20 protein-coding genes are annotated in these 23463 nt (G+C 61.6%); 10 read left to right on the top strand and 10 right to left on the bottom strand.

The features are described from left to right. Window positions 1-189 precede the first annotated feature (189 nt). From H043_RS0118470 to H043_RS0118460, 3 genes are read left to right on the top strand one after another with little or no spacing between them, the layout of a single operon-like run. On the top strand, window positions 190-1434 hold the full coding sequence (locus tag H043_RS0118470) for an exonuclease SbcCD subunit D C-terminal domain-containing protein (protein ID WP_027613090.1): 1245 nt from the start codon (window positions 190-192) through the stop codon (window positions 1432-1434). Next, a complete protein-coding gene (locus tag H043_RS0118465) occupies window positions 1431-5072 on the top strand; it encodes an SbcC/MukB-like Walker B domain-containing protein (RefSeq protein WP_027613089.1) in 3642 nt (1213 codons plus the stop codon). The genes H043_RS0118470 and H043_RS0118465 overlap by 4 nt, the downstream gene beginning before the upstream one ends. Beyond that, a complete protein-coding gene (locus H043_RS0118460) occupies window positions 5069-5653 on the top strand; it encodes a glutathione S-transferase (RefSeq protein ID WP_027613088.1) in 585 nt (194 codons plus the stop codon). The genes H043_RS0118465 and H043_RS0118460 overlap by 4 nt, the downstream gene beginning before the upstream one ends. Window positions 5654-5810: 157 nt before the next feature. Here the strand turns inward: H043_RS0118460 and H043_RS0118455 are convergent, their stop codons facing one another. The 8 genes from H043_RS0118455 to H043_RS0118420 form a co-directional block, all read right to left on the bottom strand. Continuing rightward, window positions 5811-6068, bottom strand: a complete 258-nt coding sequence (locus H043_RS0118455) for a hypothetical protein (protein WP_027613087.1) — start codon at window positions 6066-6068, stop codon at window positions 5811-5813. Next, window positions 6065-6274 carry a hypothetical protein gene (locus tag H043_RS0118450; protein ID WP_027613086.1) on the bottom strand — a complete coding sequence of 70 codons (210 nt, stop codon included), beginning with the start codon at window positions 6272-6274 and terminating at the stop codon, window positions 6065-6067. Before H043_RS0118450 ends, H043_RS0118455 begins: the two co-directional genes overlap by 4 nt. 261 nt (window positions 6275-6535) lie before the next feature. After that, the gene (locus H043_RS0118445) at window positions 6536-6715 is read right to left on the bottom strand and encodes a hypothetical protein (protein WP_007968605.1); all 180 of its coding nucleotides are present in this window, start codon (window positions 6713-6715) and stop codon (window positions 6536-6538) included. 157 nt (window positions 6716-6872) lie between these two features. Beyond that, on the bottom strand, window positions 6873-8048 hold the full coding sequence (locus H043_RS0118440) for a lactonase family protein (RefSeq protein WP_027613085.1): 1176 nt from the start codon (window positions 8046-8048) through the stop codon (window positions 6873-6875). After that, window positions 8045-8347 (bottom strand): DUF5629 family protein, encoded by a 303-nt coding sequence (locus tag H043_RS0118435; protein ID WP_027613084.1) that lies wholly within the window; start codon window positions 8345-8347, stop codon window positions 8045-8047. The genes H043_RS0118440 and H043_RS0118435 overlap by 4 nt, the downstream gene beginning before the upstream one ends. Window positions 8348-8516: 169 nt before the next feature. Further along, complete coding sequence (locus H043_RS0118430) at window positions 8517-10097, bottom strand: aldehyde dehydrogenase (NADP(+)) (RefSeq protein WP_027613083.1); 1581 nt, start codon at window positions 10095-10097, stop codon at window positions 8517-8519. Between the two features lie 9 nt (window positions 10098-10106). Beyond that, a complete protein-coding gene (gene araD1, locus H043_RS0118425; protein WP_027613082.1) occupies window positions 10107-11099 on the bottom strand; it encodes an AraD1 family protein in 993 nt (330 codons plus the stop codon). A gap of 158 nt (window positions 11100-11257) precedes the next feature. Beyond that, complete coding sequence (locus H043_RS0118420; RefSeq protein WP_007968618.1) at window positions 11258-12580, bottom strand: MFS transporter; 1323 nt, start codon at window positions 12578-12580, stop codon at window positions 11258-11260. Window positions 12581-12774: 194 nt separating this feature from the next. Here H043_RS0118420 and H043_RS0118415 point away from each other — a divergent pair, with 194 nt between their 5' ends. Both H043_RS0118415 and H043_RS0118410 read left to right on the top strand, forming a co-directional pair. Next, window positions 12775-14511 (top strand): IlvD/Edd family dehydratase, encoded by a 1737-nt coding sequence (locus H043_RS0118415; RefSeq protein WP_027613081.1) that lies wholly within the window; start codon window positions 12775-12777, stop codon window positions 14509-14511. A gap of 186 nt (window positions 14512-14697) precedes the next feature. After that, window positions 14698-15417 (top strand): FadR/GntR family transcriptional regulator, encoded by a 720-nt coding sequence (locus tag H043_RS0118410; protein ID WP_027613080.1) that lies wholly within the window; start codon window positions 14698-14700, stop codon window positions 15415-15417. 181 nt (window positions 15418-15598) lie between these two features. Here H043_RS0118410 and H043_RS0118405 read toward each other — a convergent pair whose 3' ends face one another. Beyond that, window positions 15599-17983 carry an RND family transporter gene (locus H043_RS0118405; protein ID WP_049827910.1) on the bottom strand — a complete coding sequence of 795 codons (2385 nt, stop codon included), beginning with the start codon at window positions 17981-17983 and terminating at the stop codon, window positions 15599-15601. Next, on the bottom strand, window positions 17980-19023 hold the full coding sequence (locus H043_RS0118400; RefSeq protein ID WP_027613078.1) for a YCF48-related protein: 1044 nt from the start codon (window positions 19021-19023) through the stop codon (window positions 17980-17982). The genes H043_RS0118405 and H043_RS0118400 overlap by 4 nt, the downstream gene beginning before the upstream one ends. Window positions 19024-19484: 461 nt before the next feature. Between H043_RS0118400 and H043_RS0118395 the strand changes: the two genes are divergently transcribed. From H043_RS0118395 to H043_RS0118375, 5 genes are all read left to right on the top strand, one after another. Beyond that, window positions 19485-20075 carry an amino acid synthesis family protein gene (locus H043_RS0118395; RefSeq protein ID WP_027613077.1) on the top strand — a complete coding sequence of 197 codons (591 nt, stop codon included), beginning with the start codon at window positions 19485-19487 and terminating at the stop codon, window positions 20073-20075. A gap of 31 nt (window positions 20076-20106) precedes the next feature. Next, window positions 20107-20940 (top strand): alpha/beta fold hydrolase, encoded by an 834-nt coding sequence (locus tag H043_RS0118390; protein WP_027613076.1) that lies wholly within the window; start codon window positions 20107-20109, stop codon window positions 20938-20940. Next, window positions 20937-22418, top strand: coding sequence for an aldehyde dehydrogenase (locus H043_RS0118385; RefSeq protein ID WP_027613075.1), 1482 nt, complete (start codon window positions 20937-20939; stop codon window positions 22416-22418). The genes H043_RS0118390 and H043_RS0118385 overlap by 4 nt, the downstream gene beginning before the upstream one ends. A 12-nt stretch (window positions 22419-22430) precedes the next feature. After that, window positions 22431-22916 carry a flavin reductase family protein gene (locus tag H043_RS0118380; protein ID WP_027613074.1) on the top strand — a complete coding sequence of 162 codons (486 nt, stop codon included), beginning with the start codon at window positions 22431-22433 and terminating at the stop codon, window positions 22914-22916. Window positions 22917-23050: 134 nt separating this feature from the next. Continuing rightward, window positions 23051-23440: a carboxymuconolactone decarboxylase family protein gene (locus tag H043_RS0118375; protein ID WP_027613073.1), complete on the top strand. Its 390-nt coding sequence runs from the start codon at window positions 23051-23053 to the stop codon at window positions 23438-23440. Window positions 23441-23463 lie beyond the last annotated feature (23 nt).

The following is a 23463-nucleotide window of genomic DNA, read 5'->3' as shown; positions in this document are numbered from 1 at the left end:
GGTATCCCATCACCCGAAGCTGCCGGCCAGCTACTGTCAGATCTGACAGTAGCGACAGACGGCATCCGCCACGACCTCCTGATCTCTCAAGCCTTTGGGCAAGTCCGCCCGTTTGCCAGTAAACTCCCCCCTCTTTAGCCGCCCATCATTTCCCCGCGGCCATCACCTGTTTATGTAGCGGAGTCCACCTTGCGTCTGTTCCACACCTCCGACTGGCACCTTGGGCAAAACCTGCACGGCCAGGAGCGCGATTTCGAGCATGCGTGCTTTCTCGAATGGCTGCTGCGCCAACTGCAACTGGCGCAGCCGGATGTGCTGCTGATTGCCGGGGACATCTTTGACACGGTCAATCCGCCGGTCAAAGCCCAGGAACGCCTCTACGACTTCATCGTCAGCGCTCACGAGCAGCAGCCGTTGCTGACCATCGTGATGATTGCCGGCAACCACGATTCCGGCTCGCGCATCGAACTGCCGGCGCCGTTGATGCGCCGCTTGCGCACCCATGCGCTGGGGCGGGTGTTGTGGCTGGATGACGGCCAGCTCGACGCCGAACGGCTGCTGCTGCCACTGCCGAATGCCCAAGGCGAAATCGCCGCTTGGTGCCTGGCGCTGCCATTCCTGCGTCCAGCCGAGGTGACCGGTGCGCATCTGGGCGACAACTATTTGCGCGGCATCGGTCAGGTGCATGAATGGCTGATCGAAGCGGCCAACGCCAAGCGCAAACCCGGTCAGGCGCTGGTCGCCATCAGCCACGCGCACATGGCTGGCGGCTCGGTCTCGGAAGACTCCGAGCGCAGCCTGATCATCGGTAACGCCGAAGCGCTGCCCGCCAGCCTGTTCGGGCCGAGCATCAGCTACGTCGCCCTCGGCCATTTGCACAAGCCGCAGAAGGTCAACGGTGAAGAACGCATTCGCTACAGCGGCTCGCCGATTCCGTTGTCGTTTTCGGAGATCGGTTATCAGCACCAGATTCTCGACGTCACCCTCGATGGCGAAACCCTGGTCAGCGTCGAACCGAAACTGATCCCGCGCTCGGTCAACCTGCAACGCATCGGCCCGGCGCCGCTGGCGGAGATCCTGCTGCAACTGGCCGACCTGCCGAACATCGATCTGCTCGCCGAAACCCAGCGCCAGCCATGGCTGGAAGTGCGCGTGACCCTCGATGAGCCGCAGCCGGATCTGCGCCATCAGGTGGAAAACGCCCTGCAAGGCAAAGCCGTGCGACTGGTACGGATCGCCGCCGAGTACGCCGGCAACCGTGGCGCCGATGGCAGCGACGACGGCAGCGCGCTGGTCGAACTGGATCAACTCACTCCGCAGGAGCTGTTCAGCCGCGCCTGGCTCGACAACTACGGCAATGAGGTCGATGAGCAGACGCTCAAGGACTTCGCCGAACTGCTGCAGGACGTACAACTGGAGGGCGAGCAGCCATGAAGATTCTCGCCATTCGCTTGAAGAACCTCGCCTCGCTGGCCGGGCCGTTCGAGATTGATTTCACTGCCGAGCCGTTGGCCAGTGCCGGTTTGTTCGCGATCACCGGACCGACCGGCGCCGGTAAAAGTACCTTGCTCGATGCCCTGTGCCTGGCGTTGTTTGGCGCCGTGCCGCGCCTGAACAACACTGGCCGTGACGCCAAGGTTCCGGATGCCGACGGCGAAATCGCCACCGGCGACCCGCGCACCTTGCTGCGGCGCGGCACTGGTGAAGGTTATGCCGAAGTGGATTTCGTCGGCGTCGATGGCCGCCGTTACCGTGCGCGCTGGGAAGCCAACCGTGCCCGGGAGAAGGCCGGCGGCAAGTTGCAGGCCAGCCGGCAGAGCCTGCGCGACATCGATCAGGATCAACTGCTCGCCAGCCAGAAAGGCGAATACAAGACCCAGCTCGAAGCCGCGCTGGGCCTGAACTTCGAACAGTTCACCCGTGCCGTGCTGCTGGCCCAGAGTGAGTTCAGCGCATTTCTCAAGGCCGACGACAACGACCGCAGCGAACTGCTGGAAAAACTCACCGACACCGCGCTCTACACTCGTCTTGGCCGCCGCGCCTTCGACAAGACCAAAGAGGCCCGCGAAGCGCACAAGTTGTTGCAGGATCAAGCCACCGGCGTCACCCCGCTGGCCCCCGAAGCCCGGGCCGAACTGGATGAGCGTTTCAACGCTGCCCAGCAACAGTTGAAGTTGCAGCAGGCGCAACTCAAGCAACTGGAACAACAGCACAGCTGGCTCAAGGATTTGCGCCAGTTGCAGGACGCGCAGCAAGCCGCCGCCGAGCAACTGCACAGTGCGCAGCAACAGTGGGAAGGTCTGGCGGGTGAACGCCTGAAACTGACGCGCCTGGAACAACTCGCCCCGCAACGTCACCAGTTCGCGCGCAAGACTGAACTCGATGTGCAGCTGACGCCGCTGGCCGCACAAATTGCCGCGCATACCCAGCAACACGGCGAGCTCAACGAGCGCCAGACGCAACTGGAACAGGCGCTGGATGCGGCGAAAATCGCCCTGAGCGAAGCGCAGCAGCGGCACAGCGAAAGTGCCCCGCTGCTGCGTCAGGCCTTCGATGAGCAAAGCACCCTCGCCCGCCTCGCCAAGGACACCGCACTCAGCGCCGAGACCCGGCAGTCCGCCGAGCAAGCCTGCACCGAAGGCCAGAGCGCGATTCAAGCGTTGCAGACGAAACAGGCCGAAGTCGCTGAGCGCTTGCAGAAAATCGCCGCCGAGCTGGAACAAAGTGCCGATCTGGCACCGCTCAGCGATGCGTGGAATGCCTATCGCGATCGCCTGCAACAGCTGATGCTGATCGGCAATCGCCTGAACAAGGGCCAGGCCGAACTGGCGACCCTCGCACAGAACGCCGCGCACAGCGCCGACGCGTTGGCCACGCAAAAACAGCAACTGGAAGTGCTGTTCAAAGAGGCCGGCGCCGAGCCGGATGCCGTCGCCGAGCAGATCGGTATCCTCGGCAATCTGTTGCAGGACAACCGCAAACAACTGCGTGCCATCGAAGATCTGACGCGGTTGTGGGCCAGCCAGCAGGAGCTGGAAAAACGCGGCGTAGAGCTGCAACAGCGCCTGCTCGATGCACAGCAGGAACGTGAACGTCTGACCCAGGACGGGGTGAAAACCAAGGCCGAGCTGACCGTCGCCGAACAAACCCTCAACGTCACCCGTGAACTGCTCGAGCGCCAGCGTCTGGCCCGCAGCGCCAGTGTCGAAGAGCTGCGCACGCAGTTGCAGGACGATCAGCCGTGCCCGGTCTGTGGCAGCAACGAGCATCCGTATCATCAGCCGGAAGCGCTGCTGCAAAGCCTCGGCCGTCATGATGAAAGCGAACAGGCCAACGCCCAGCAAGTGGTCGATCAGCTCAAGGAAAAGCTCATCGAACTGCGCGCCGAAGTCGGTGGCGTGATCGCTCAACAAAAGGAGCTGCTGCAACAACAGGAACAACTGGTCGCGCAACAACAGGCACTAGCGCCGAGCCTCGACGCCCATCCGCTGTCCGCTCAGTTACTGAACCAGGACGCCGACAAACGCGACGCCTGGCTGACCCGGCAAAACGATCAACTGAATCAGAGCATCACCCAGGACGAACAACGCCAGAGCGCCCTGCTCACCCTGCAACAGGACGCGGCGCGTCTGACCCAGCAACTGCGCAATGCCGAAACCGCGCATCAGCAAGCGGCGCAGCACCTGAGCAACCAACAACGCGAACTGAGCAGCGACCGTCAGCGTCTCGACGAAGAGCTCGCTGCGTTCGCCAGCCTGCTGCCGGCCGACACCCTCGAAGCCTTGCGCGTCGAGCCAGCGGCAACCTTCATGCAGCTGGACCGGCAGATTGCCGAGCGCCTGGCGCAGGTTGATCAGCAGAAGGAAGAGTTGGCCGAACAGCAACAACGCCAGCAGACGCTGGAGAAAGAACAGGATCGCCAGCTCAGCCGCGTACAGCAGTTGCAAAGCGCCGAGCAGCAATTCAGTGCACTGTCCGAGCAGCAACAGGCCAGTCAGGAAAAACTCGCGCAACTGCTGGGCGAACACAGCAGCGCCGAGCACTGGCAGCAGCAACTGGAACAGACTGTGGAACAGGCGCGCAACGCCGAAACCAGCACCGCTGCGGAACTGCAGAGCGTGCGCACGCAACGGGTGCAGATCAGTGCCGAACTCAAGGCTCAGCAAGAACGCTGGCAGGCGCTGCAAAGTGAAAACGACGATCTGACGCAGAAGATTGCCGACTGGCGCGCACGCCATCCTGAACTGGATGACGGCGGCCTCGAAGACCTGTTGCGCGTCGATGACACGCAGCTCAGCGAATTGCGCCAGCGCTTGCAGCACAACGAAAAAGCCATCGAACAGGCCAAGGTGCTGCTGCAGGAACGTGATCAGCGTCTGGCCGATCATCAGGCGCAGCACAACGGCAATCTCGATGCCGAACAACTCGCCAGCGCCCTCGCTGATCTGCAAAACCAGTTCAACCTCAGCGAGCAACAGTGCGCCGAACTGCGCGCCGAACAGGCCGAAGATCAGCGCCGGAAAAACGCCAATCAGGCACTCGCGCAGCAGATTGCCGACGCCTATGCCGAGTACCAGCGCTGGGCGCGTTTGAATGCGTTGATCGGCTCGGCCACCGGTGACACCTTCCGCAAGATCGCCCAGGCCTACAACCTCGACCTGCTGGTACATCACGCCAACGTGCAGTTGCGCCAACTGGTCAAACGCTATCGCCTGAAACGCGGCGGCAGCATGCTCGGCCTGCTGGTGATGGATACCGAAATGGGCGACGAATTGCGCTCGGTGCATTCGCTGTCCGGCGGCGAGACTTTCCTCGTGTCGCTGGCCCTTGCACTGGGGCTGGCATCGATGGCCTCGAGCACGCTGAAAATCGAATCGCTGTTCATCGACGAAGGCTTCGGCAGCCTCGATCCGGAATCGCTGCAACTGGCCATGGACGCCCTCGATGGCTTGCAGGCCCAGGGACGCAAAGTCGCGGTGATTTCCCACGTGCAGGAAATGCACGAACGGATTCCGGTGCAGATTCAGGTGCAACGCCAAGGCAACGGCTTGAGTACGCTGGAGGTGAAATGAACACGCTGTACTCGTTCCGCCGCTGCCCGTACGCGATGCGCGCGCGGATGGCCCTGCGCTATTCGGGCGTGCCGGTGGAAATCGTCGAAGTCAGACTCAAGGCCAAACCGGCCGAGATGCTGGCGATCTCGCCCAAAGGCACGGTGCCGGTGCTGGATGCCAATGGACAGGTGATTGATGAAAGTCTGGAGATCATGCGCTGGGCGTTGGCACAGAATGATCCGGACGATTGGCTACTCGGCGGTGATTCACGGATTGCCGAGTTGATCGAAGCCAACGATCAGGCATTCAAGGTGCATTTGAACCGCTACAAATACGCCGAGCGCTATCCCGAGCAGCCGATGGAGGTTTATCGGGCTGAGGGGGCGTTGTTTTTGCAGAGGCTGGATGGGTTGCTTGAAGGTCGGGATTATTTGCTGAGTGATCATCCGTGCCTTGCAGATATCGCGTTGCTGCCGTTCGTTCGGCAGTTTGCGCATGTTGATCGCGAGTGGTTTGCGCAGACGCCTTATGTGCGGTTGCAAGCGTGGTTGCAAGGTTTTCTTGAGTCCGAGCTGTTCACGGCGATCATGAAGAAGTAAACCGAACTCCTTGTGGCGAGGGGATTCATCGCCGATGGGCGGCGAAGCTGCCCTGAAATCAGACACCTCGGTGTATCAGAATAATCCGGTTCGCCGGGTCTGGGGCCGCTTCGCGGCCCATCGGGGATGAATCCCCTCACCACAATGATCGGGTTGTCTAAGCCAAGGCGTTGCACATGCCTAGTGCCATGCAATCCACTTCAAACGGCCCGAGAAAATCGACCTCAGCCTTGATTGGCGGATTGCCGGCCAGCAACCCTTGGGAGTTGGCCCGTTCGATGTTGTGCGCGATGCTGTGATTGGCCTCTATGGCCCGAGCCAGCGCACCCACCGAGCCTTGGCCAAAGCCGAGCAACGCCGCACCATTGGTCATCAGTGCCAGGCTGGCGATGACCCAGAGTCTGTAGCCTTTCATGCGCCGCCCACTCCTGCGAGTTCAGCGCGATCAACCAGCACGTCTGCGCGGTGTTCGAACTGGATGCCGGGGTGTGCGACCTGGATCGGTGCGTCGAAGCTGTGTTGGGTTTGCGCGGCGATGCTGACAAACAGCACCAGGGCCAGGTAAAGACCGATGGCCAGATAGGCGCCGCGCTTGGCTGAGGTAATGATTGAACTGGCCATGATGTGCTCCGTGGGCATGTTTCAGTGCCGTCAGGATCGATCAAAAAAGCCGCGCTAACCACTCAGGGTTTGCCATAGTAAACATCAGCTTGGTTGATTATTTAGACCTTCTATCTCAGCGTTGGGAAAAACCTATCGAGCGCAGATTTTTCGATCACACATACGTGTAGGAGCTGCCGAAGGCTGCGATCTTTTGACGTTGAAGATCAAAAGATCGCAGCCTTCGGCAGCTCCTACAGGGAGTTGTTCGAAGCGGGCATTTCAGTGTTGGGCTTTGTGATCCAGCGCGGCGTAGAAGTTGGCGCTCTGTTGCAGATATTTCTGGGTGTAGCTCTGGGTGTGGGATTTTTTGCCGGCGATTTCAACGCTGGCACTGGCTGGCAATGCAACGGTGGCGGAGATGGCGGAAGCGGCGATGATAGAGAAGAGATTGAAATTCATGGCGGTAACCCTCGTATTCGGTTGGCTTGCTTTGCCCGGTTGGGCCGTGAAGCAAACTTAACGCTCGAGGGTTGATCGCTTGAAATGCTTTGTAGCATTACCGGATATCAGCGCGATTAATACAACGAGACAGGCCCCGTAAACCGGGGCCTGTGGCTTATTGTCGCACTAGAAACTTCAGATCGCTCGGGGCGTCCATCGGCAGTTTTTGCACGGTTTTGCCGAGCAGACCGGTCTTGGCGTCGCGCTCGACGACGACAATTTCGTTGCTCTTCTGGTTGGCGATCAGCAGAAACTTGCCGCTCGGATCGAGGCTGAACTCACGCGGGTGATCGCCTTCAACTGAGCGTTTTTGCAGCTCTTTGAGCTGTCCGTTCGCCGGATCGATGCTGAACACCAGCAGTTGATTGGCGGTGCCACGGTTGCTGACGTAGAGAAACTTGCCATCGGCCGAGGCATGCAGCGCGGCGGCGGCTTTGTCCGAGGTCGGCTGACCGGCGGCCAGATCGACCATTTGCGTCTGGGTCAGCACGCCGTCGTGGTAGTCGAACACCGCGACCTGCGCGCTCATTTCCATGGTCAGCCAGGCATGCTTGCCGTCGGCACTGAATAGCAGATGACGCGGGCCACTGCCGGCCGGCAGGCTCACCGAAGCGGTTTTCGCCGGGGTCAGCGGCAGGTCCGGGTTGGCCTTCGGGTCGAACTGGTAGATGAAGACCTTGTCCGCACCGAGGTCGTTGGAGAACACGTAGCGACCATCCGGCGAGGACACCGTCGAGTGCACGTGGTTCGAGGCCTGACGCTCGGGATTGACCCGGCTCGCCGGGTGCGCACTCATCTGCACCACCGGTTTGAGTTTGCCATCGGCGCCGACCGGCAACACCGCGAGGGTGCCACCCGGATCTTCGACCACCGAATAGTTGCTGACGAACAGATGGCTGGCATCGCCGCTGAGGCTCGAATGGGTCGGCTCGTTGCCCAGGCTCTGCACTTGATTGATCAGGGTCAGGGCGTGGGTCTTCCAATCGATCGAGTAGCTGCTGACGCGGCCGACCGGATCTTTCTGGCCGGGGCCGTTTTCGTTGACCACGAACAGTTGCTTCTGGTCTTTGGACAGGGTCAGCCACGACGGGTTTTCGCTCTTCACCACTTGCAGTGGCTGGGCGGCAATCTGCCCGGTGGCGCTATCGAAATTCATTCGATAGATACCCTGGCTGGTGCCGGCAGTGTAGGAGCCCACCAGCAATTGATAGGTCTCGGCGCTGGCACTGGACAGGCCCATCGCACCGACGCTGCCGGCCATCAGCAGTGGCCAGAATTTACGCATGTTCATTGATCATCTTCCTCGTCATCGCTGCTGCTGACTACATCACCGAGGCAGACCAGACGGTGCTCGCCGGTGGTCTTGGTGTCGCTGGCGTAGCCAATGATCAGCCAGCTCTGCAGATCTTCGTCAAACGTCGCCGCCGTAACCTGCGCCGGGGTGAACTCCCAATGCTTGGCCGTGCGGCCATCGATACATTCGATGTGCAGGTTGTCGTCTTCGTCGAGGGCGAATTCGAAGGCATGCAAGCCATCGATTTCGACCATGCCGCAGTGTTCGAGGGCGTTGAGAAGGGTTTGGGCAGTCATGGCAAACAGTCTTTCTTAGGGGGGAAAGGGCCAATGATAGCTCATTGTCGTGCCCGGCCCTTGTAGGAGTGAGCCTGCTCGCGATGGCGGTGTGTCATCCAACCAAGATGTCGAATGTGAAACCGCTATCGCGAGCAGGCTCACTCCTACAGGGGATTTGCGGTGTGGGTTAGAAGGCGTCGCGCGAGGGCTTGCCATCCACCAGCCGCTGAATGCGCAACGGATTGCCATTCTTCAGCGGTTCCGGCAGCAAGCTGTCGGGGTAATTCTGGAAGCACACCGGGCGCAGGAACCGGTCGATCGCCAGCGTCCCCACCGACGTTCCGCGCGCATCCGACGTCGCCGGATACGGCCCGCCATGCACCATCGAATCACACACTTCCACACCCGTCGGATAGCCATTGAGCAGGATCCGCCCGACTTTCTGTTCGAGCAGCGGCGTCAGTTCCGGGAAGCGTTCGAAGTCGGCTTGTTCGCCGATCATCGTCGCGGTCAGTTGGCCGTGGAGGCCCTGCAACGCCGCGCTCAACTCGGCCTTGTCCGCTACTTCGACGATCACCGTGGTCGGGCCGAACACTTCTTCCTGCAGCACTTCATCACCGTTGATCAACAGGCTGACGTCTGCCTTGAACAGTTGCGGCTGCGCCTGACTTCCCTGCTGCGCATTACCCGCCAGATGCTCGATGCCGGGATGCGCCAGCAACCTTTGCAGACCTTTGCCATAGCTGCCGAGGGTGCCGGCGTTGAGCATGGTCTGCGCCGGTTGGTCGCCAATCAGCCCGGAGACTTGCTGGACGAAGGCGCTGAACTGCGGCGAGCGAATACCAATGACCAAACCCGGATTGGTGCAGAACTGGCCGCAGCCCTGCACCACCGAAGCGGTCAGGTCGCGGGCAATGGTTTCCGAGCGCTCAGCCAAGGCTTGAGGCAGAACGATCACCGGGTTGATGCTCGACATCTCGGCGAACACCGGGATCGGTTGCGGCCGCGCCGCTGCCATGTCGCAGAGTGCCCGACCGCCCTTGAGCGAACCGGTAAAACCCACTGCCTGGATCGCCGGATGCTTGACCAGCCATTCGCCAACGCCACCGCCGTAGATCATGTTGAAAACGCCTGCCGGCATCGCGGTTTTTTCGGCGGCGCGAATCAGTGCATCGGCGACAAGTTCAGCGGTTGCCATGTGGCCGCTGTGGGCCTTGAACACCACCGGGCAACCGGCGGCCAGCGCCGCAGCGGTATCGCCACCGGCCGTCGAGAACGCCAGCGGGAAGTTGCTCGCACCGAACACTGCGACAGGGCCGAGGCCAATGCGGTATTGGCGCAGATCTGGACGCGGCAATGGCTGACGATCCGGCAATGGCAAATCGATTCGCGCACCGTAGAAATCACCGCGCCGCAGGACTTTGGCGAACAGGCGCATCTGCCCGCTGGTACGCCCGCGCTCGCCCTGAATCCGCCCAGCCGGCAGCGCGGTTTCACGGCAGACCAGCGCGACGAAATCATCACCCAAGGCATCCAGCTCATCGGCAATCGCGTCGAGAAACTGTGCGCGGCGCTCGGCGCTGAGGCTGCGATAGGCCGGGTACGCTGCGGCGGCGGCTTTGGCGGCGGCATCGACTTCGGCTTCAGTCGCTTGAATGAAATCGTACGGCAGCTGTTCGCCGGTGGTCGCGTCGACGCTTTGCAGTTTCACATTGCCCGCTGCGCTGCGCTGTCCGCCGATGTAGTTGTGGCCAAGAATCTGAGTCATGGGAGCTCCTTAAAGGGTGCCGATGCTGTCCGGTTGATAAGCCGCTGCTGCCGGGGCGATGCCGTTGACCAGCGGTGCGCCGAATTCGGCCTGGCTGATTTCAAACCGGTCGCCCGGTTGGGTGCGGATGCCATCGGCGAACGACAGGGTCGCGGTGCCGAAAAAGTGGATGTGCACGTCGCCGGGACGCAGGAACTGGCGGTATTTGAAATGGTGGTATTCGAGGTTGGCGAGGCTGTGGCACATGTTGGCTTCGCCGCTGAGAAATTCGTTTTGCCACAGCACTTCGCCGTCACGCAGGATGCGGCTGCTGCCGGCCAGATGCTGCGGCAATTCACCGGTGCGCAGTTCCGGGCCGTAGCTGCAACTGCGCAGTTTCGAGTGGGCCAGGTACAGGTAGTTCTTGCGCTCCATGACGTGATCGGAGAACTCGTTGCCCACCGCGAAACCGAGGCGATACGGTTTGCCGTCGTGGCCGATGACGTAGAGCCCGGCCATTTCCGGTTCCTCGCCGGCATCCTCGGCAAACGGTGGCAACGGGAACGCTTCGCCCGGACGCACGACGATGCTGCCGTCGCCCTTGTAGAACCATTCCGGCTGCACGCCCGCCTGCCCCGCCGCCGGTTTGCCGCCCTCCACGCCCCATTTGAAGATGCGCATGGTGTCGGTCATTTGCGCTTCGTCGCCGGCCTGCTGGTGCATCTTGTCCCGCGCCGAGGCGCTGCCCAGGTGCGTGAGGCCGGTGCCGCTGACCAGCAGGTGCGCCGGGTCCGGGTGATCCAGCGGCGGCAGGATGCGCCGGTCTTTGAGCAACTGCGCGTAGTCATGACTGATGCCGAGGCCGTGGGTTTGTACTTGCTGCTCCAGAGTGCCGCCGGCCTCAATCGCGGCCAGCGCGAGATCGCGTACGCTGCGGGCGTCCTGCACTTCGCGGATCAGCCCGTTGTCGACCACGCCGACGCGGCGCTCGGCGTCAATCAATTCGAATTGAACCAGATGCATAAATTTCTCCTGTAAACAAAACTTCGAAACACTGCAAAACCCTGTGGGAGCTGGCTTGCCAGCGATAGCAATCTGTCTGACACCACTATGTTGGATGTACCGCCGCCATCGCTGGCAAGCCAGCTCCCACAGGGTTTGCGGTGATGGTTCGTTTGATATCAGGTTCGGGTAGCACCGCGTGCACTGGCGGCGAACTGCTCGACCGGTAGCACGTGTTTGCGCTCAAGCACGCGGTAGACGATTCCGGTAAGAATCAAACCGAACACCATCACCCCACTGAGGAAATACAGCCCCGAAGCCAGATTCCCGGTGTACTCCTTCAGCGCGCCGATCACGAACGGCCCGATGTAGCCACCGAGGTTGCCCACCGAGTTGATCAGCGCGATCCCCGCCGCCGCACTCGCACCGGCAAAGAACCGCCCGGGCAAGGTCCAGAACACCGCGGTGCAGGAAAACAGCGCGAACGCCACCAGGCACAGCGCCGCCAGTTGCGCCACCGGCAGGGTCAGCCACGCGCTGAAGAACAGGCCCAGCGCACCCAGTACATAGAGCACCGCCAGATGGCCGTAGCGATCATTCATGCGGTCGGAGCTGCGCGGCACGATCAGCAGACCGACGATGCCAAAGATGTACGGCACCGCCGAGACAAAACCGGTCACCAGATCGCTGCCACCGAACTGTTTGATCAGCGTCGGCAGCCACAGGCCGAGGCCATAAATACTCAGGGTCACCGGCAGGTAGAACAGCGCCAGCAGCAGCACGCGTTTGTCCTTGAGTGCATGCAGCGGGTTGCCGTGACGGGTCTGGCCGTATTCCTGCAAATCCTTTTTCAGTTCGCCGGTCAGCCAGTCTTTCTCGGCCTGATCCATCCACTTCACGTTTTGCGGGCCATCGGGCAGCCAGCGCAGGACTGGCCAGGTCAGCAGGATCGCCGGGGTGCCGATGACGATGAACAGCCACTGCCAGCCGTGCAGGCCGAGGATGCCGTCCATGCCCAACAAGCCGCCGGACACCGGGCCGGTGATCATCATCGCGATCGGCTGGGAGAGGATGAACAGGCCGAGGATCTTGCCGCGATGGCGCACCGGGAACCATTGGGTGATGTAGTAGAGAACGCCAGGGAAGAACCCCGCCTCCGCCGCGCCGAGCAGAAAGCGCATCACGTAGAAACTGTGCGGCCCCTGGACGAACGCCATGCCGATGGTGATCGCGCCCCAGGTGATCATGATCCGCGCGAACCAGCGCCGCGCACCGAAGCGCTCGAGCATCAGGTTGCTGGGGATTTCGAGAAGAAAGTAGCCGATGAAAAACAGCCCGGCACCGAGACCGTAGGCCGCATCACCGATGCCGATGTCGGCGCCCATGTGCAGTTTGGCGAAGCCGACGGCGGAGCGATCCACATAGGCGATCAGGTACAGCAGGATCAGGAAGGGAATCAGTTTCAGCGTGATGCGGCGAACAAGCCGCAGTTCCTGGCTCATGGGATCGGTCTCCGATTGTTGTTTTTATAGAACCTCGGGGGACGCCTCTCGCGGAAAACCGCCAGGGCCAATCCCTCCGTCGAAAACGACTATATAGTAATACTAATTACCCAACAACACTTCCAAAGCGGCGATTTTGCGCTTATGTTTAGCCGTAACTCGCAAACAATAGTCTTACAATAAGAGAATCGATCATGTCTGAGAAGAAACCCACCCTGCGCTCGGCCCAATGGTTTGGCACTGCCGACAAGAACGGCTTCATGTACCGCAGCTGGATGAAGAATCAGGGCATCGCCGACCACCAGTTTCATGGCAAGCCGATCATCGGCATCTGCAACACCTGGTCGGAACTGACCCCGTGCAACGCGCATTTCCGCCAGATTGCGGAGCACGTCAAACGCGGGGTGATCGAGGCCGGTGGCTTTCCGGTGGAATTCCCGGTGTTCTCCAATGGAGAGTCAAACCTGCGCCCGACCGCCATGCTCACCCGCAACCTGGCGAGCATGGACGTCGAGGAAGCGATTCGCGGCAACCCGATTGACGGCGTGGTGCTGCTGACCGGCTGCGACAAGACCACCCCGGCGCTGCTGATGGGCGCGGCCAGTTGCGATGTGCCGGCGATCGTCGTCACCGGCGGGCCGATGCTCAACGGCAAGCACAAGGGCAAGGACATCGGCTCCGGCACCGTGGTCTGGCAGCTCAGCGAGCAGGTCAAGGCCGGCACCATCACCATCGACGACTTCCTCGCGGCCGAGGGCGGCATGTCGCGCTCGGCGGGTACCTGCAACACCATGGGCACCGCGTCGACCATGGCCTGCATGGCCGAAGCACTGGGCACGTCGTTGCCGCACAACGCGGCGATTCCGGCCGTCGATGCGCGACGTTACGTGTTGGCGCACATGTCCGGCATGCGCGCGGTGGAGATGGTGCGCGAAGACTTGCGCCTGTCGAAAATCCTGACCAAGGAAGCCTTTGAAAACGCCATTCGGGTCAACGCGGCTATTGGCGGTTCGACCAACGCAGTGATTCACCTGAAAGCCATCGCCGGGCGCATCGGTGTCGAGCTGGATCTGGACGACTGGACCCGTATCGGACGCGGCATGCCGACCATCGTCGACCTGCAACCGTCCGGGCGTTTCCTGATGGAAGAGTTTTACTACGCCGGTGGCTTGCCGGCGGTGCTGCGGCGTCTCGGCGAAGCCAATCTGATCCCCAATCCCAATGCGCTGACCGTCAACGGTAAATCGCTGGGCGAGAACACCAAAGACGCGCCGATCTACGGCGAGGACGAAGTGATCCGCACCCTCGACAATCCAATCCGCGCTGACGGTGGCATCTGCGTGCTGCGCGGCAATTTGGCGCCGCTCGGTGCGGTGCTCAAGCCGTCCGCCGCCACACCTGAGCTGATGCAACATCGCGGTCGTGCGGTGGTGTTCGAGAACTTCGACATGTACAAGGCGCGGATCAATGATCCGGAACTGGATGTCGATAAAGATTCGATTCTGGTGATGAAGAACTGCGGGCCGAAGGGTTATCCGGGCATGGCCGAGGTCGGCAACATGGGCTTGCCGGCCAAGCTGCTGGCGCAGGGTGTGACCGATATGGTGCGCATTTCTGATGCGCGAATGAGCGGCACCGCGTACGGCACGGTGGTGTTGCACGTCGCCCCGGAAGCGGCAGCCGGCGGGCCGTTGGCGGTGGTGCAGGAAGGCGACTGGATCGAGCTGGATTGTGCCAGCGGGCGTTTGCATCTGGACATTCCGGATGCCGAACTGGCGGCGCGCATGGCGGATCTGCAACCACCGCAGCAGCTACTGGTCGGCGGCTATCGTCAGCTGTACATCGACCATGTGCTGCAGGCGGATCAGGGCTGTGACTTCGACTTCCTGGTAGGTTGCCGAGGGGCGGAAGTCCCGCGTCATTCCCACTGACACCGTCGCCCCTGTGGGAGCTGGCTTGCCAGCGATTACGGTCTGCCAGCTGACATTTATGTTGACTGACACCCCACCATCGCTGGCAAGCCAGCTCCCACATTTGCTTTGTGTATCCACCTCAAGAATGCGCCGTGCCTGCTATGATGCGCGGCATCTCCATCGCTCAGGATCGCGCCGTTCCCCATGGATTACCGCAAACCTTCCGACCGTAAAAGCATGCACTCGCGCATTGTCCAGGAACTGGGCATGCAGATCGTCTCCGGACGCTTTTTGCCCGATGACAAACTGCCCGCCGAAGCGCTGTTGTGCGAGGAATACGCGGTGAGTCGCCCGGTGTTGCGCGAAGCCACGCGAGTGCTGGTGGCCAAGGGGCTGGTGTATTCAAAACCGCGCGTCGGCACGGTGGTCAAGGCCCGTCGCGAGTGGCACATGCTCGACCCGGATGTGCTGCACTGGCTGATGCAAAGCAGCCCGCAGAATGAATTCTTCAATGTGCTGACCAGTGTGCGCAGCATCATCGAACCGGCCGCTGCCGCCCTCGCCGCCCAGCACGCGACCGAGGCCGACATCGCCGCCATCGGCGAGGCCTATCAACGCATGGAATCAGCGCCGACGCCGGAAGCCTTGCTACAACCGGACCTGGACTTCCACAGCCGCATCGCTGACGCGACCCATAACGATCTGCTGGCGAACCTGTGCAACATGCTTTCGGTGGCGATTGCCGAGGCGTTGAAGCATTCCAACCAGCGCCCGAATCTGCATGAACTGGCGCTGCCGAGGCACAAAGCGATTCTTACGGCGATCGAGAACCGTGATGCGCTGGGTGCAAGGCATGCAACGCTGGTGCAGCTGGATGATGCGCGCAGTGCGCTTAGCGTCGTGCTAGGCACCGAGCTCTCCTGACACACCACAAATCCCCTGTGGGAGCGGGCTTGCTCGCGAATGCGGTGTGTCAGTCGGCACAAACTTATCTGACACACCGCATTCGCGAGCAAGCCCGCTCCCACAGGGGGTCAGCGTGAAGTTCAAGGCATGAAAAAGCCGCAACCCCAAGGTTGCGGCTTCGTCGTTTCAGGCATCCGGATCAGTGAGCAAACAGCGAGTTGCCCTTCTGCCCCGCCAGCTTTTCCGGTTTGATCAGGAACTTCGCCAGCGCCGGCAGCAGCCACAGCGCACCGAACATGTTCCACAGCAGCATGAAGGTCAGCATCAGGCCCATGTCGGCCTGGAACTTGATCGCCGAGAAGATCCAGGTGCACACGCCGATGGCCAGGCACAGACCGGTGAACAGCACCGCTTTACCGGTGGATTTCAGGGTCTGGTAATAGGCTTCCTGCAACGGCAGACCGGCGCGCAGGAAACTCTCCAGACGGCTGTAGATGTAGATGCCGTAGTCCACGCCAATCCCCACGCCCAGCGCCACCACCGGCAGGGTCGCGACCTTGACGCCGATGCCCATGAACGCCATCAGCGCGTTGCCCAGCACCGAGGTCAGCACCAGCGGCAGGACGATGCACAGGGTGGCCGCCCACGAGCGGAAGGTGATCATACACATCACCGCGACGCAGATGTACACCAGGATCAGGATGGTCAGTTCGGCCTGTTTGATCACTTCATTGGTGGCCGCTTCGATCCCGGCGTTACCGGCGGCGAGGATGAATTCAAGACCGTCCTTGTTGTTGGCCTTGGCGAATTCCTGCACCGCGTGTACCGCACGGTCGAGGGTTTCGGCCTTGTGGTCGTTGAGGAAGATCAACACCGGCGCCAGCGAACAGCTGTTGTTGTACAGGCCGTCGGCGCGGGCGATCGAGTTGTTCAGCACGTCCGGATTGCGCGACAGGGTTTCCCATTTCAGGTTGCCCTCGTTCATGCCCTTGATCATCTGCTTGGACACGGTCACCAGCGAGATTGCCGACTGCACGCCCTCGGTGTTCTGCATCTTCCACATCAGTTCGTCGATCGGCGCCATGGCTTCGTAGCGCGAGCAGCCTTCGGTGGCGGTCTTGACCATCACCACCAGCACGTCGGAACTGGTGGAGTAGTTGTTGATGATGAAGTTGTTGTCCTTGTTGTAGCGCGAGTCCGGACGCAGCTCCGGTGCACCCTGGTCGAGGTCGCCGATTTTCAGGTTCTGGCTGTACCAGAGGCCGCCGCCGAAAGCGATCAGCGCCAAAGCGATGGAGATCGGTGCGACTTTCGGGCTGGCGAAGTTCGACAGGAAGCGCCAGAACGGATGTTCGCGATTCGCGTCCTTCTTGCTCTTGGCGATGGCGCGCTTGCTGATGCCGACATAGGAAATCGCTACCGGCAGCAGGATCAGGTTGGTGAACACGATCACCGCCACGCCGATGGAGGCGCCAATTGCGAGTTCGCGGATCACGCCGATGTCGATGATCAGCAGAGTGATGAAGCCGACGGCGTCGGCGAGGATCGCGATCATCCCCGGCAGGAACAATTGCCGGAAGGTGCGCCGCGCCGCCGTCAAGGCGTTATCGGCTTCGCTGGATTGAAGGGCGATCCCGTTGATCTTCTGCACGCCGTGGGAAATGCCGATGGCGAAGATCAGGAACGGCACCAGCATCGAGTACGGATCCAGCCCGAAACCGAAGAAGTGCATCAGCCCGAGCTGCCAGACCACCGCCACCAGCGTGGTGCTCAACACCGCGACGGTACTGCGCAGGCAGTTGGTGAACCACAGCAGCAGGATCAGGGTGATGACGAAAGCGATGCCGAAGAACATCACCACCATCACCAAGCCGTCGATCAGGTCACCGACCTTCTTGGCGAAACCGACGATGTGGATCTTGACGTTGGGGTTCTGTGCTTCGAACTTGTTGCGGATCTTGTCTTCGAGTTCATGGGAGAACTTCCGATAGTCCAGGGCGAGCAACTTGCCCTGGTCCTGCGGGTCCGGGTAGGACTCCAGCAGCGGGATGTCGACGATGCTCGACTTGAAGTCATTGGACACCAGACGCCCGACCTGCCCCGACTTGAGGACGTTGTTGCGCAGCATGTCGAGGCTGTCCGGCGAGCCGTCGTAGCTCTGCGGAATCACTTCACCGCCGGCAAAACCTTCCTCGGTCACTTCGGTCCAGCGTACGCTCGGACTCCACAGCGACTTGAGGCCGGAACGGTCGACGCCGGAGATGTAGAACACCTCGTCGTTGATCTGCCGCAGGGTCTCCATGTACTCCCTGGAGAAGATGTCGCCGTCCTTGGCTTCCACCGAAATCCGTACGGTGTTGCCCAGGTTCGCCAGATCGTTGCGGTGCTCCATCATCTTCTCGATGAACGGATGCTTGAGCGGGATCATTTTTTCGAAACTGGTGGATGGGCGAATCAGCGTGGCCTGCCAGAACAGGAAGATGCTGACCACCAGGCAGATCAGGATCACGGCCGGGCGGTTGTTGAAAATCAGACGTTCGAGGAGCGTCGCTTTGTCCTGCTGAGGAGTGATCAAGGAAGTCATAGCCCCGCCTTCTTATTATTGATCTCGGCGCCGTTGGGCTGCGTGGTGTGCACGCCGCCCTGCCCGGTCAGAATCAGATTGCCGTCGCCGGCCGCAGTGACCGAGGACAGCGAGATGCGGTCCGGGCGGTTGAACACGCTGAAGGTTTCGCCGTTGTCGCTGCTGCTGATCACCGAGCCGCCGTTGCCGACGATCACGATCGAGCCGTCCGCGAGCAACGTGGCGCCGGACAGACCGAACTCCAGCGCACCGCGCGCGGCCTTGAGTTCGACCTGCTGCCAGGTGCTGCCGAAATCGCTGGAGCGGTAGAGGTTGCCGCGCAGGCCGTAGGCCAACAGAGTCTGCGCCTGCGCGGTGCCGATCACGCCGAACAGCGAGCCTTGATACGGGCCCTGGATTTTCTCCCAGGTCTGGCCCCAGTCCGGGGAGCGGAACATGCTGCCCTGCTCGCCGACGATGAACAGCCCGGCGTCCTTGACGGCGGCGATGGCGTTGAGGTGGAACTGATCCTGATTGTCGAGGCGGTCGCTGACGTCTTGCCAGTTCTTGCCGCCGTCGGTGGTTTCCAGCAGCGCACCGTAAGCACCGACCGCAACACCGTGATTAACGTCCTGGAACCAGACGTCGAGCAGCGGTGCTTCGCGCTTGAGGTCTTCGAACTGTTTGCTCCAGGTCAGGCCGCCGTCTTCGCTGGCGAGAATCTGCGCGTCGTGACCGACCGCCCAGCCGTGCTTGTCGTCGACGAAATACACCGCCGTCAGCAGTTGCCGGGTCGGCACCTTGGCCTGGGTCCAGGTCTTGCCCTGGTCATCGGAATAGAGAATGTGCCCGCGATCACCCACCGCCACCAACCGGGTGCCGGCGTGGACAACATCGAGTATCAGGCTTTTGGCGGCTTTGGCCGATTCGGTGGAATACACCCCGTCGGCGGGCGCTTCGGCGGCCAGCACGGGTGCCGACAAGGCAGCACAGCCCAGCAGTGTGAGGGCTGTGGCCAGCAACGCGGTGTTGCGAAACGCCGGCGGGCGGCAACGACTCATAGACCTTCCCCTATTTATTATTGTTAGGCCATTGGGCCTTAGGGCGCCGCAAGGGTGCTCGTGGTGACTGACAGGTCACAAGCATAGCCGTGAAACCCGCAGTCCAGAGCGCCTTGGGAAGCTGGCTCATCCTATCGGGCTTTGGAAACGTCTGACAATCGGCGCCACGTTATCTTTTGTTAACCGGATGCCCCCCCCTGTCAGCGGTGATTTCCATCGTGGGAGGGGGCTTGCTCCCGAAGGCGCTGTGTCAGGCACCCGAGATGTCGACTGATCCACCGCTTTCGGGAGCAAGCCCCCTCCCACAGGGTGTAATGGTGTTTGTGAGATTGGGGCTGGCAGTGAATACACCGCCATTCGCCGGATGGATGCGGCAAATCTTGCGTGGGGGACTTGCACGATCGGTATTATGGTATACCATCAGACGCACAGACACTCTCAATCCCCCTACGGAGCAGCTCATGAGTTTCGAAATTCGCAAGATCGTCAGCTATGTCGAAGAAACCTTCATCGAAGGCGGCAAGGCCACTGACAAGCCGGTGACCATGGTCGGGCTGGCCGTGGTGATGAAGAACCCGTGGGTCGGCAACGGTTTCGTCGAGGATCTGAAACCGCAGATCCGCGCCAACTGCTCCGACCTCGGCGCCACGATGGTCGAGCGTCTGGTGGGCATCATCGGCGGCGCCGAGAAGATCGAGGCGTACGGCAAAGCGGCAGTGGTCGGCGCCGACGGTGAGATCGAACACGCCTCGGCGGTGATCCATACCCTGCGCTTCGGTAATCACTACCGCGAGGCGGTCAAGGCCAAGAGCTACCTGAGCTTCACCAACAAGCGCGGCGGCCCGGGCACTTCGATTCAGATCCCGATGATGCACAAGGACGACGAAGGCCAGCGTTCGCACTACATCACCCTGGAAATGCAGATCGAAGACGCGCCGCGTGCCGACGAAATCGTGGTGGTGCTCGGTTGCGCCGACGGTGGTCGCCTGCACCCGCGCATCGGCAACCGCTACATCGATCTGGAAGAACTGGCCGCCGAAAAAGCCCAGTAATCACAATAAAAAGGCATTGCAGGAGCGCTCCATGATTCGGCTCACCGCTGAACTCACCCCGGCTGGCACCAGTTACCTGGCGACCGGCCAAGGCCAGCCCGTGGTCTTGATCCACGGCGTGGGCCTGAACAAAGAAATGTGGGGCGGCCAGAACGTTGGCCTGTCTGCCCAATACCAGGTGATCGCCTACGACATGCTCGGCCACGGCGCCAGCCCGCGCCCGGCCAGCGGCACCGGCCTGCTCGGTTATGCCGATCAGTTGCTGGAGCTGCTCGATCACCTGAATCTGCCCCAGGCAGCGGTGATCGGTTTCTCCATGGGCGGACTGGTGGCACGGGCGTTTGCCCTGCACTACCCGGAGCGCCTGCAAAGCCTGGTGGTGCTTAACAGCGTGTTCAACCGCAGTGAAGAACAGCGCGCCGGGGTTATCGCCCGTACCGCGCAGGCCGCTGAGCACGGCCCGGATGCCAACGCCGAAGCGGCGCTGTCGCGCTGGTTCAGCCGTGAATATCAGGCGGCCAACCCGGCGCAGATCGCAGCCATTCGTCAGACCCTGGCCGGCAACGACCCGCAGGGTTACCTGACCACCTACGAATTGTTCGCCACCCAGGACATGTACCGCGCCGACGACCTCGGCAGCATCCAGGCGCCGACGCTGATCGCCACCGGCGAACTCGACCCCGGTTCCACCCCGGAAATGGCCGAGCAACTGGCGCGGCGCATCCCCGGCGCGAAGGTTGCGGTGCTGCCCGAGCAACGGCATATGATGCCGGTAGAGTCGCCGCGGCTGGTCAATCAGACGCTGCTGGAATTCCTCGAATACGCACACTCCCGACAAAACCCTATAAAGGGGATCGTTGCATGACACTCGCACGCTTCCAGATGTGCATCGGCGGAGAATGGGTCGACGCCCTCTCCGGCAAGACCTTCGAAAGCCTCAACCCGGCCAGCGCGCAAGCCTGGGCCGAACTGCCTGACGCCGGTGAAGCTGACGTCGAACGCGCCGTGCAAGCGGCGCAGACGGCTTTCGACAGCCCGGCCTGGCGCGGCCTCACCGCCACCGCGCGCGGCAAGCTGCTGCGGCGTCTCGGTGACCTGATCGCGGAAAACAAGGAACAACTGGCGCAGCTGGAAAGCCGCGACAACGGCAAGCTGATCCGCGAAACCCGGGGTCAGGTCGGCTATCTGCCGGAGTTCTTCCACTACACCGCAGGCCTGGCTGACAAGCTCGAAGGCGGTACGTTGCCGCTGGACAAGCCCGACCTGTTTGCCTACACCGTGCACGAAGCGATGGGTGTGGTTGCCGCGATCATTCCGTGGAACAGCCCGCTGTACCTGACCGCGATCAAACTGGCCCCGGCCCTCGCCGCCGGCAACACCATCGTGATCAAGCCTTCCGAACACGCCTCGGCGACCATCCTTGAGCTGGCACGTCTGGCCCTCGAAGCCGGGATTCCGCCGGGCGTGGTCAACGTTGTCACCGGTTACGGCCCGAGCACCGGCGCCGCCCTCACCCGCCATCCGCTGATCCGCAAGATCGCCTTCACCGGCGGCGCGGCCACGGCCCGGCATGTGGTGCGCAGCAGCGCCGAAAACTTCGCCAAACTGTCGCTGGAACTCGGCGGCAAATCGCCGAACATCATCTTCGCCGACGCCGATCTGGACAGCGCGATCAACGGCGCCATCGCCGGGATCTACGCCGCCTCGGGCCAGAGCTGCGTGTCCGGTTCGCGCCTGCTGGTGCAGGACGAAATCTACGACGAGTTCGTCAACCGCCTGGTCGAACGCGCCCAGCGCATACGCATCGGCAACCCGCAGGAAGACCGCAGCGAAATGGGTCCGATGGCCACCGCGCAGCAATTGGCGGTGGTCGAAGGTCTGGTGGCTGATGCCCTTGCTGAAGGCGCGCGGTTGCGCACCGGCGGCAAGCGTCCGACCGATCTCGGTGACGGCTGGTTCTACGAGCCGACGCTGTTCGAGTGCGATCGCAACTCGATGAGGATCATGCAGGAAGAAGTCTTCGGCCCGGTGGCATCGGTGATTCGCTTTAAAGATGAAGCCGAAGCGCTGGCGATCGCCAACGACTCGCAGTTCGGCCTCGCCGCCGGCATCTGGACCCGCGATCTCGGTCGCGCCCATCGTCTGGCGCGGGATGTGCGTTCGGGGATCATCTGGGTCAACACCTACCGCGCAGTTTCGGCCATGGCGCCGATCGGCGGTTTCAAGAACAGTGGCTATGGACGCGAAAGCGGCATCGATTCGGTGCTGGCCTACACCGAACTGAAAACGGTGTGGATCAATCTCTCTCAGGCTCCGATGCCTGATCCGTTTGTGATGCGCTAGGAGTCCTGCGACATGATCGAACCCGGCATTTACAAAGACGTCATGAGCTCGTTTCCGTCCGGCGTCACGGTGGTGACCACCCTCGACCCGGACGGCGCCATTGTCGGCATCACCGCCAGCGCCTTCAGTGCGCTGTCGATTGATCCGGCGCTGGTGCTGTTCTGCCCCAACTACGCTTCCGACACCTACCCGGTGCTGCGCGACAGCAAGAAGTTCGCGATCCATTTGCTGTCCGCCGACCAGACCGCCGAAGCCTATGCCTTTGCTGGTAAAGGCAAGGACAAGGCCAAGCACATCGAGTGGCATTTGAGCGAACTCGGTAACCCGATCCTCGCCAAGGCCACGGCAATCATCGAGTGCGAGTTGTGGCGTGAATACGACGGTGGTGATCACGCGATCATTGTCGGCGCGGTGAAGAACCTGATCCTGCCCGAGCAACCGGTGACGCCGATGATCTATCACAAGGGCAAGCTCGGGCCGTTGCCAACCCTGGCCTGATGGATACATAGATCCCCCTGTGGGAGCGGGCTTGCTCGCGAAGGCGTCGTGTCAGTCGACATAAATATTGAATGATCTACCGCATTCGCGAGCAAGCCCGCTCCCACAGGGGAAACAGGGTGACAGGAGGAATGATGAGTAACGAAAAGTACGAAAAAGGCCTGAAGATCCGCACCCAGGTGCTGGGCGAAGCCTATGTGCAGCGCTCCATCGACAACGCCGACGACTTCACCCGCCCACTGCAGGAAATGGTCACCGAATACTGCTGGGGCCACGTCTGGGGGCGTGAGGGTTTGTCGCTCAAGGAGCGCAGCATGATCAACCTGGCGATGATCTCGGCGCTCAACCGCCCGCACGAACTCAAGCTGCATGTGCGCGGCGCCTTGCGTAACGGCCTGAGTCGTGAGCAAATACGCGAAATTCTGCTTCAGGTCGGTATTTATTGCGGCGTCCCGGCAGCCGTGGACAGTTTCCGGCTCGCCCGTGAAGCCTTCGCCGAAGCCGACGCCGAGGCCTCCAGTTAACCCCTCGGCTGTTTAGATGCCCG

Origin of the sequence: Pseudomonas sp. URIL14HWK12:I6, from assembly GCF_000514195.1 — a bacterium.
GTDB lineage: Bacteria > Pseudomonadota > Gammaproteobacteria > Pseudomonadales > Pseudomonadaceae > Aquipseudomonas > Aquipseudomonas putida_A.
This window is presented reverse-complemented; position numbering and strand designations above follow the sequence as displayed.

Coding starts and splice junctions, on each gene's coding strand:
- H043_RS0118465 (WP_027613089.1), top strand. CDS start 1,431: ATGAAGATTCTCGCCATTCGCTTGAAGAACCTCGCCTCGCTGGCCGGG.
- H043_RS0118460 (WP_027613088.1), top strand. CDS start 5,069: ATGAACACGCTGTACTCGTTCCGCCGCTGCCCGTACGCGATGCGCGCG.
- H043_RS0118455 (WP_027613087.1), bottom strand. CDS start 6,068: ATGAAAGGCTACAGACTCTGGGTCATCGCCAGCCTGGCACTGATGACC.
- H043_RS0118450 (WP_027613086.1), bottom strand. CDS start 6,274: ATGGCCAGTTCAATCATTACCTCAGCCAAGCGCGGCGCCTATCTGGCC.
- H043_RS0118445 (WP_007968605.1), bottom strand. CDS start 6,715: ATGAATTTCAATCTCTTCTCTATCATCGCCGCTTCCGCCATCTCCGCC.
- H043_RS0118440 (WP_027613085.1), bottom strand. CDS start 8,048: ATGAACATGCGTAAATTCTGGCCACTGCTGATGGCCGGCAGCGTCGGT.
- H043_RS0118435 (WP_027613084.1), bottom strand. CDS start 8,347: ATGACTGCCCAAACCCTTCTCAACGCCCTCGAACACTGCGGCATGGTC.
- H043_RS0118430 (WP_027613083.1), bottom strand. CDS start 10,097: ATGACTCAGATTCTTGGCCACAACTACATCGGCGGACAGCGCAGCGCA.
- araD1 (WP_027613082.1), bottom strand. CDS start 11,099: ATGCATCTGGTTCAATTCGAATTGATTGACGCCGAGCGCCGCGTCGGC.
- H043_RS0118420 (WP_007968618.1), bottom strand. CDS start 12,580: ATGAGCCAGGAACTGCGGCTTGTTCGCCGCATCACGCTGAAACTGATT.
- H043_RS0118415 (WP_027613081.1), top strand. CDS start 12,775: ATGTCTGAGAAGAAACCCACCCTGCGCTCGGCCCAATGGTTTGGCACT.
- H043_RS0118410 (WP_027613080.1), top strand. CDS start 14,698: ATGGATTACCGCAAACCTTCCGACCGTAAAAGCATGCACTCGCGCATT.
- H043_RS0118405 (WP_049827910.1), bottom strand. CDS start 17,983: ATGACTTCCTTGATCACTCCTCAGCAGGACAAAGCGACGCTCCTCGAA.
- H043_RS0118400 (WP_027613078.1), bottom strand. CDS start 19,023: ATGAGTCGTTGCCGCCCGCCGGCGTTTCGCAACACCGCGTTGCTGGCC.
- H043_RS0118395 (WP_027613077.1), top strand. CDS start 19,485: ATGAGTTTCGAAATTCGCAAGATCGTCAGCTATGTCGAAGAAACCTTC.
- H043_RS0118390 (WP_027613076.1), top strand. CDS start 20,107: ATGATTCGGCTCACCGCTGAACTCACCCCGGCTGGCACCAGTTACCTG.
- H043_RS0118385 (WP_027613075.1), top strand. CDS start 20,937: ATGACACTCGCACGCTTCCAGATGTGCATCGGCGGAGAATGGGTCGAC.
- H043_RS0118380 (WP_027613074.1), top strand. CDS start 22,431: ATGATCGAACCCGGCATTTACAAAGACGTCATGAGCTCGTTTCCGTCC.
- H043_RS0118375 (WP_027613073.1), top strand. CDS start 23,051: ATGAGTAACGAAAAGTACGAAAAAGGCCTGAAGATCCGCACCCAGGTG.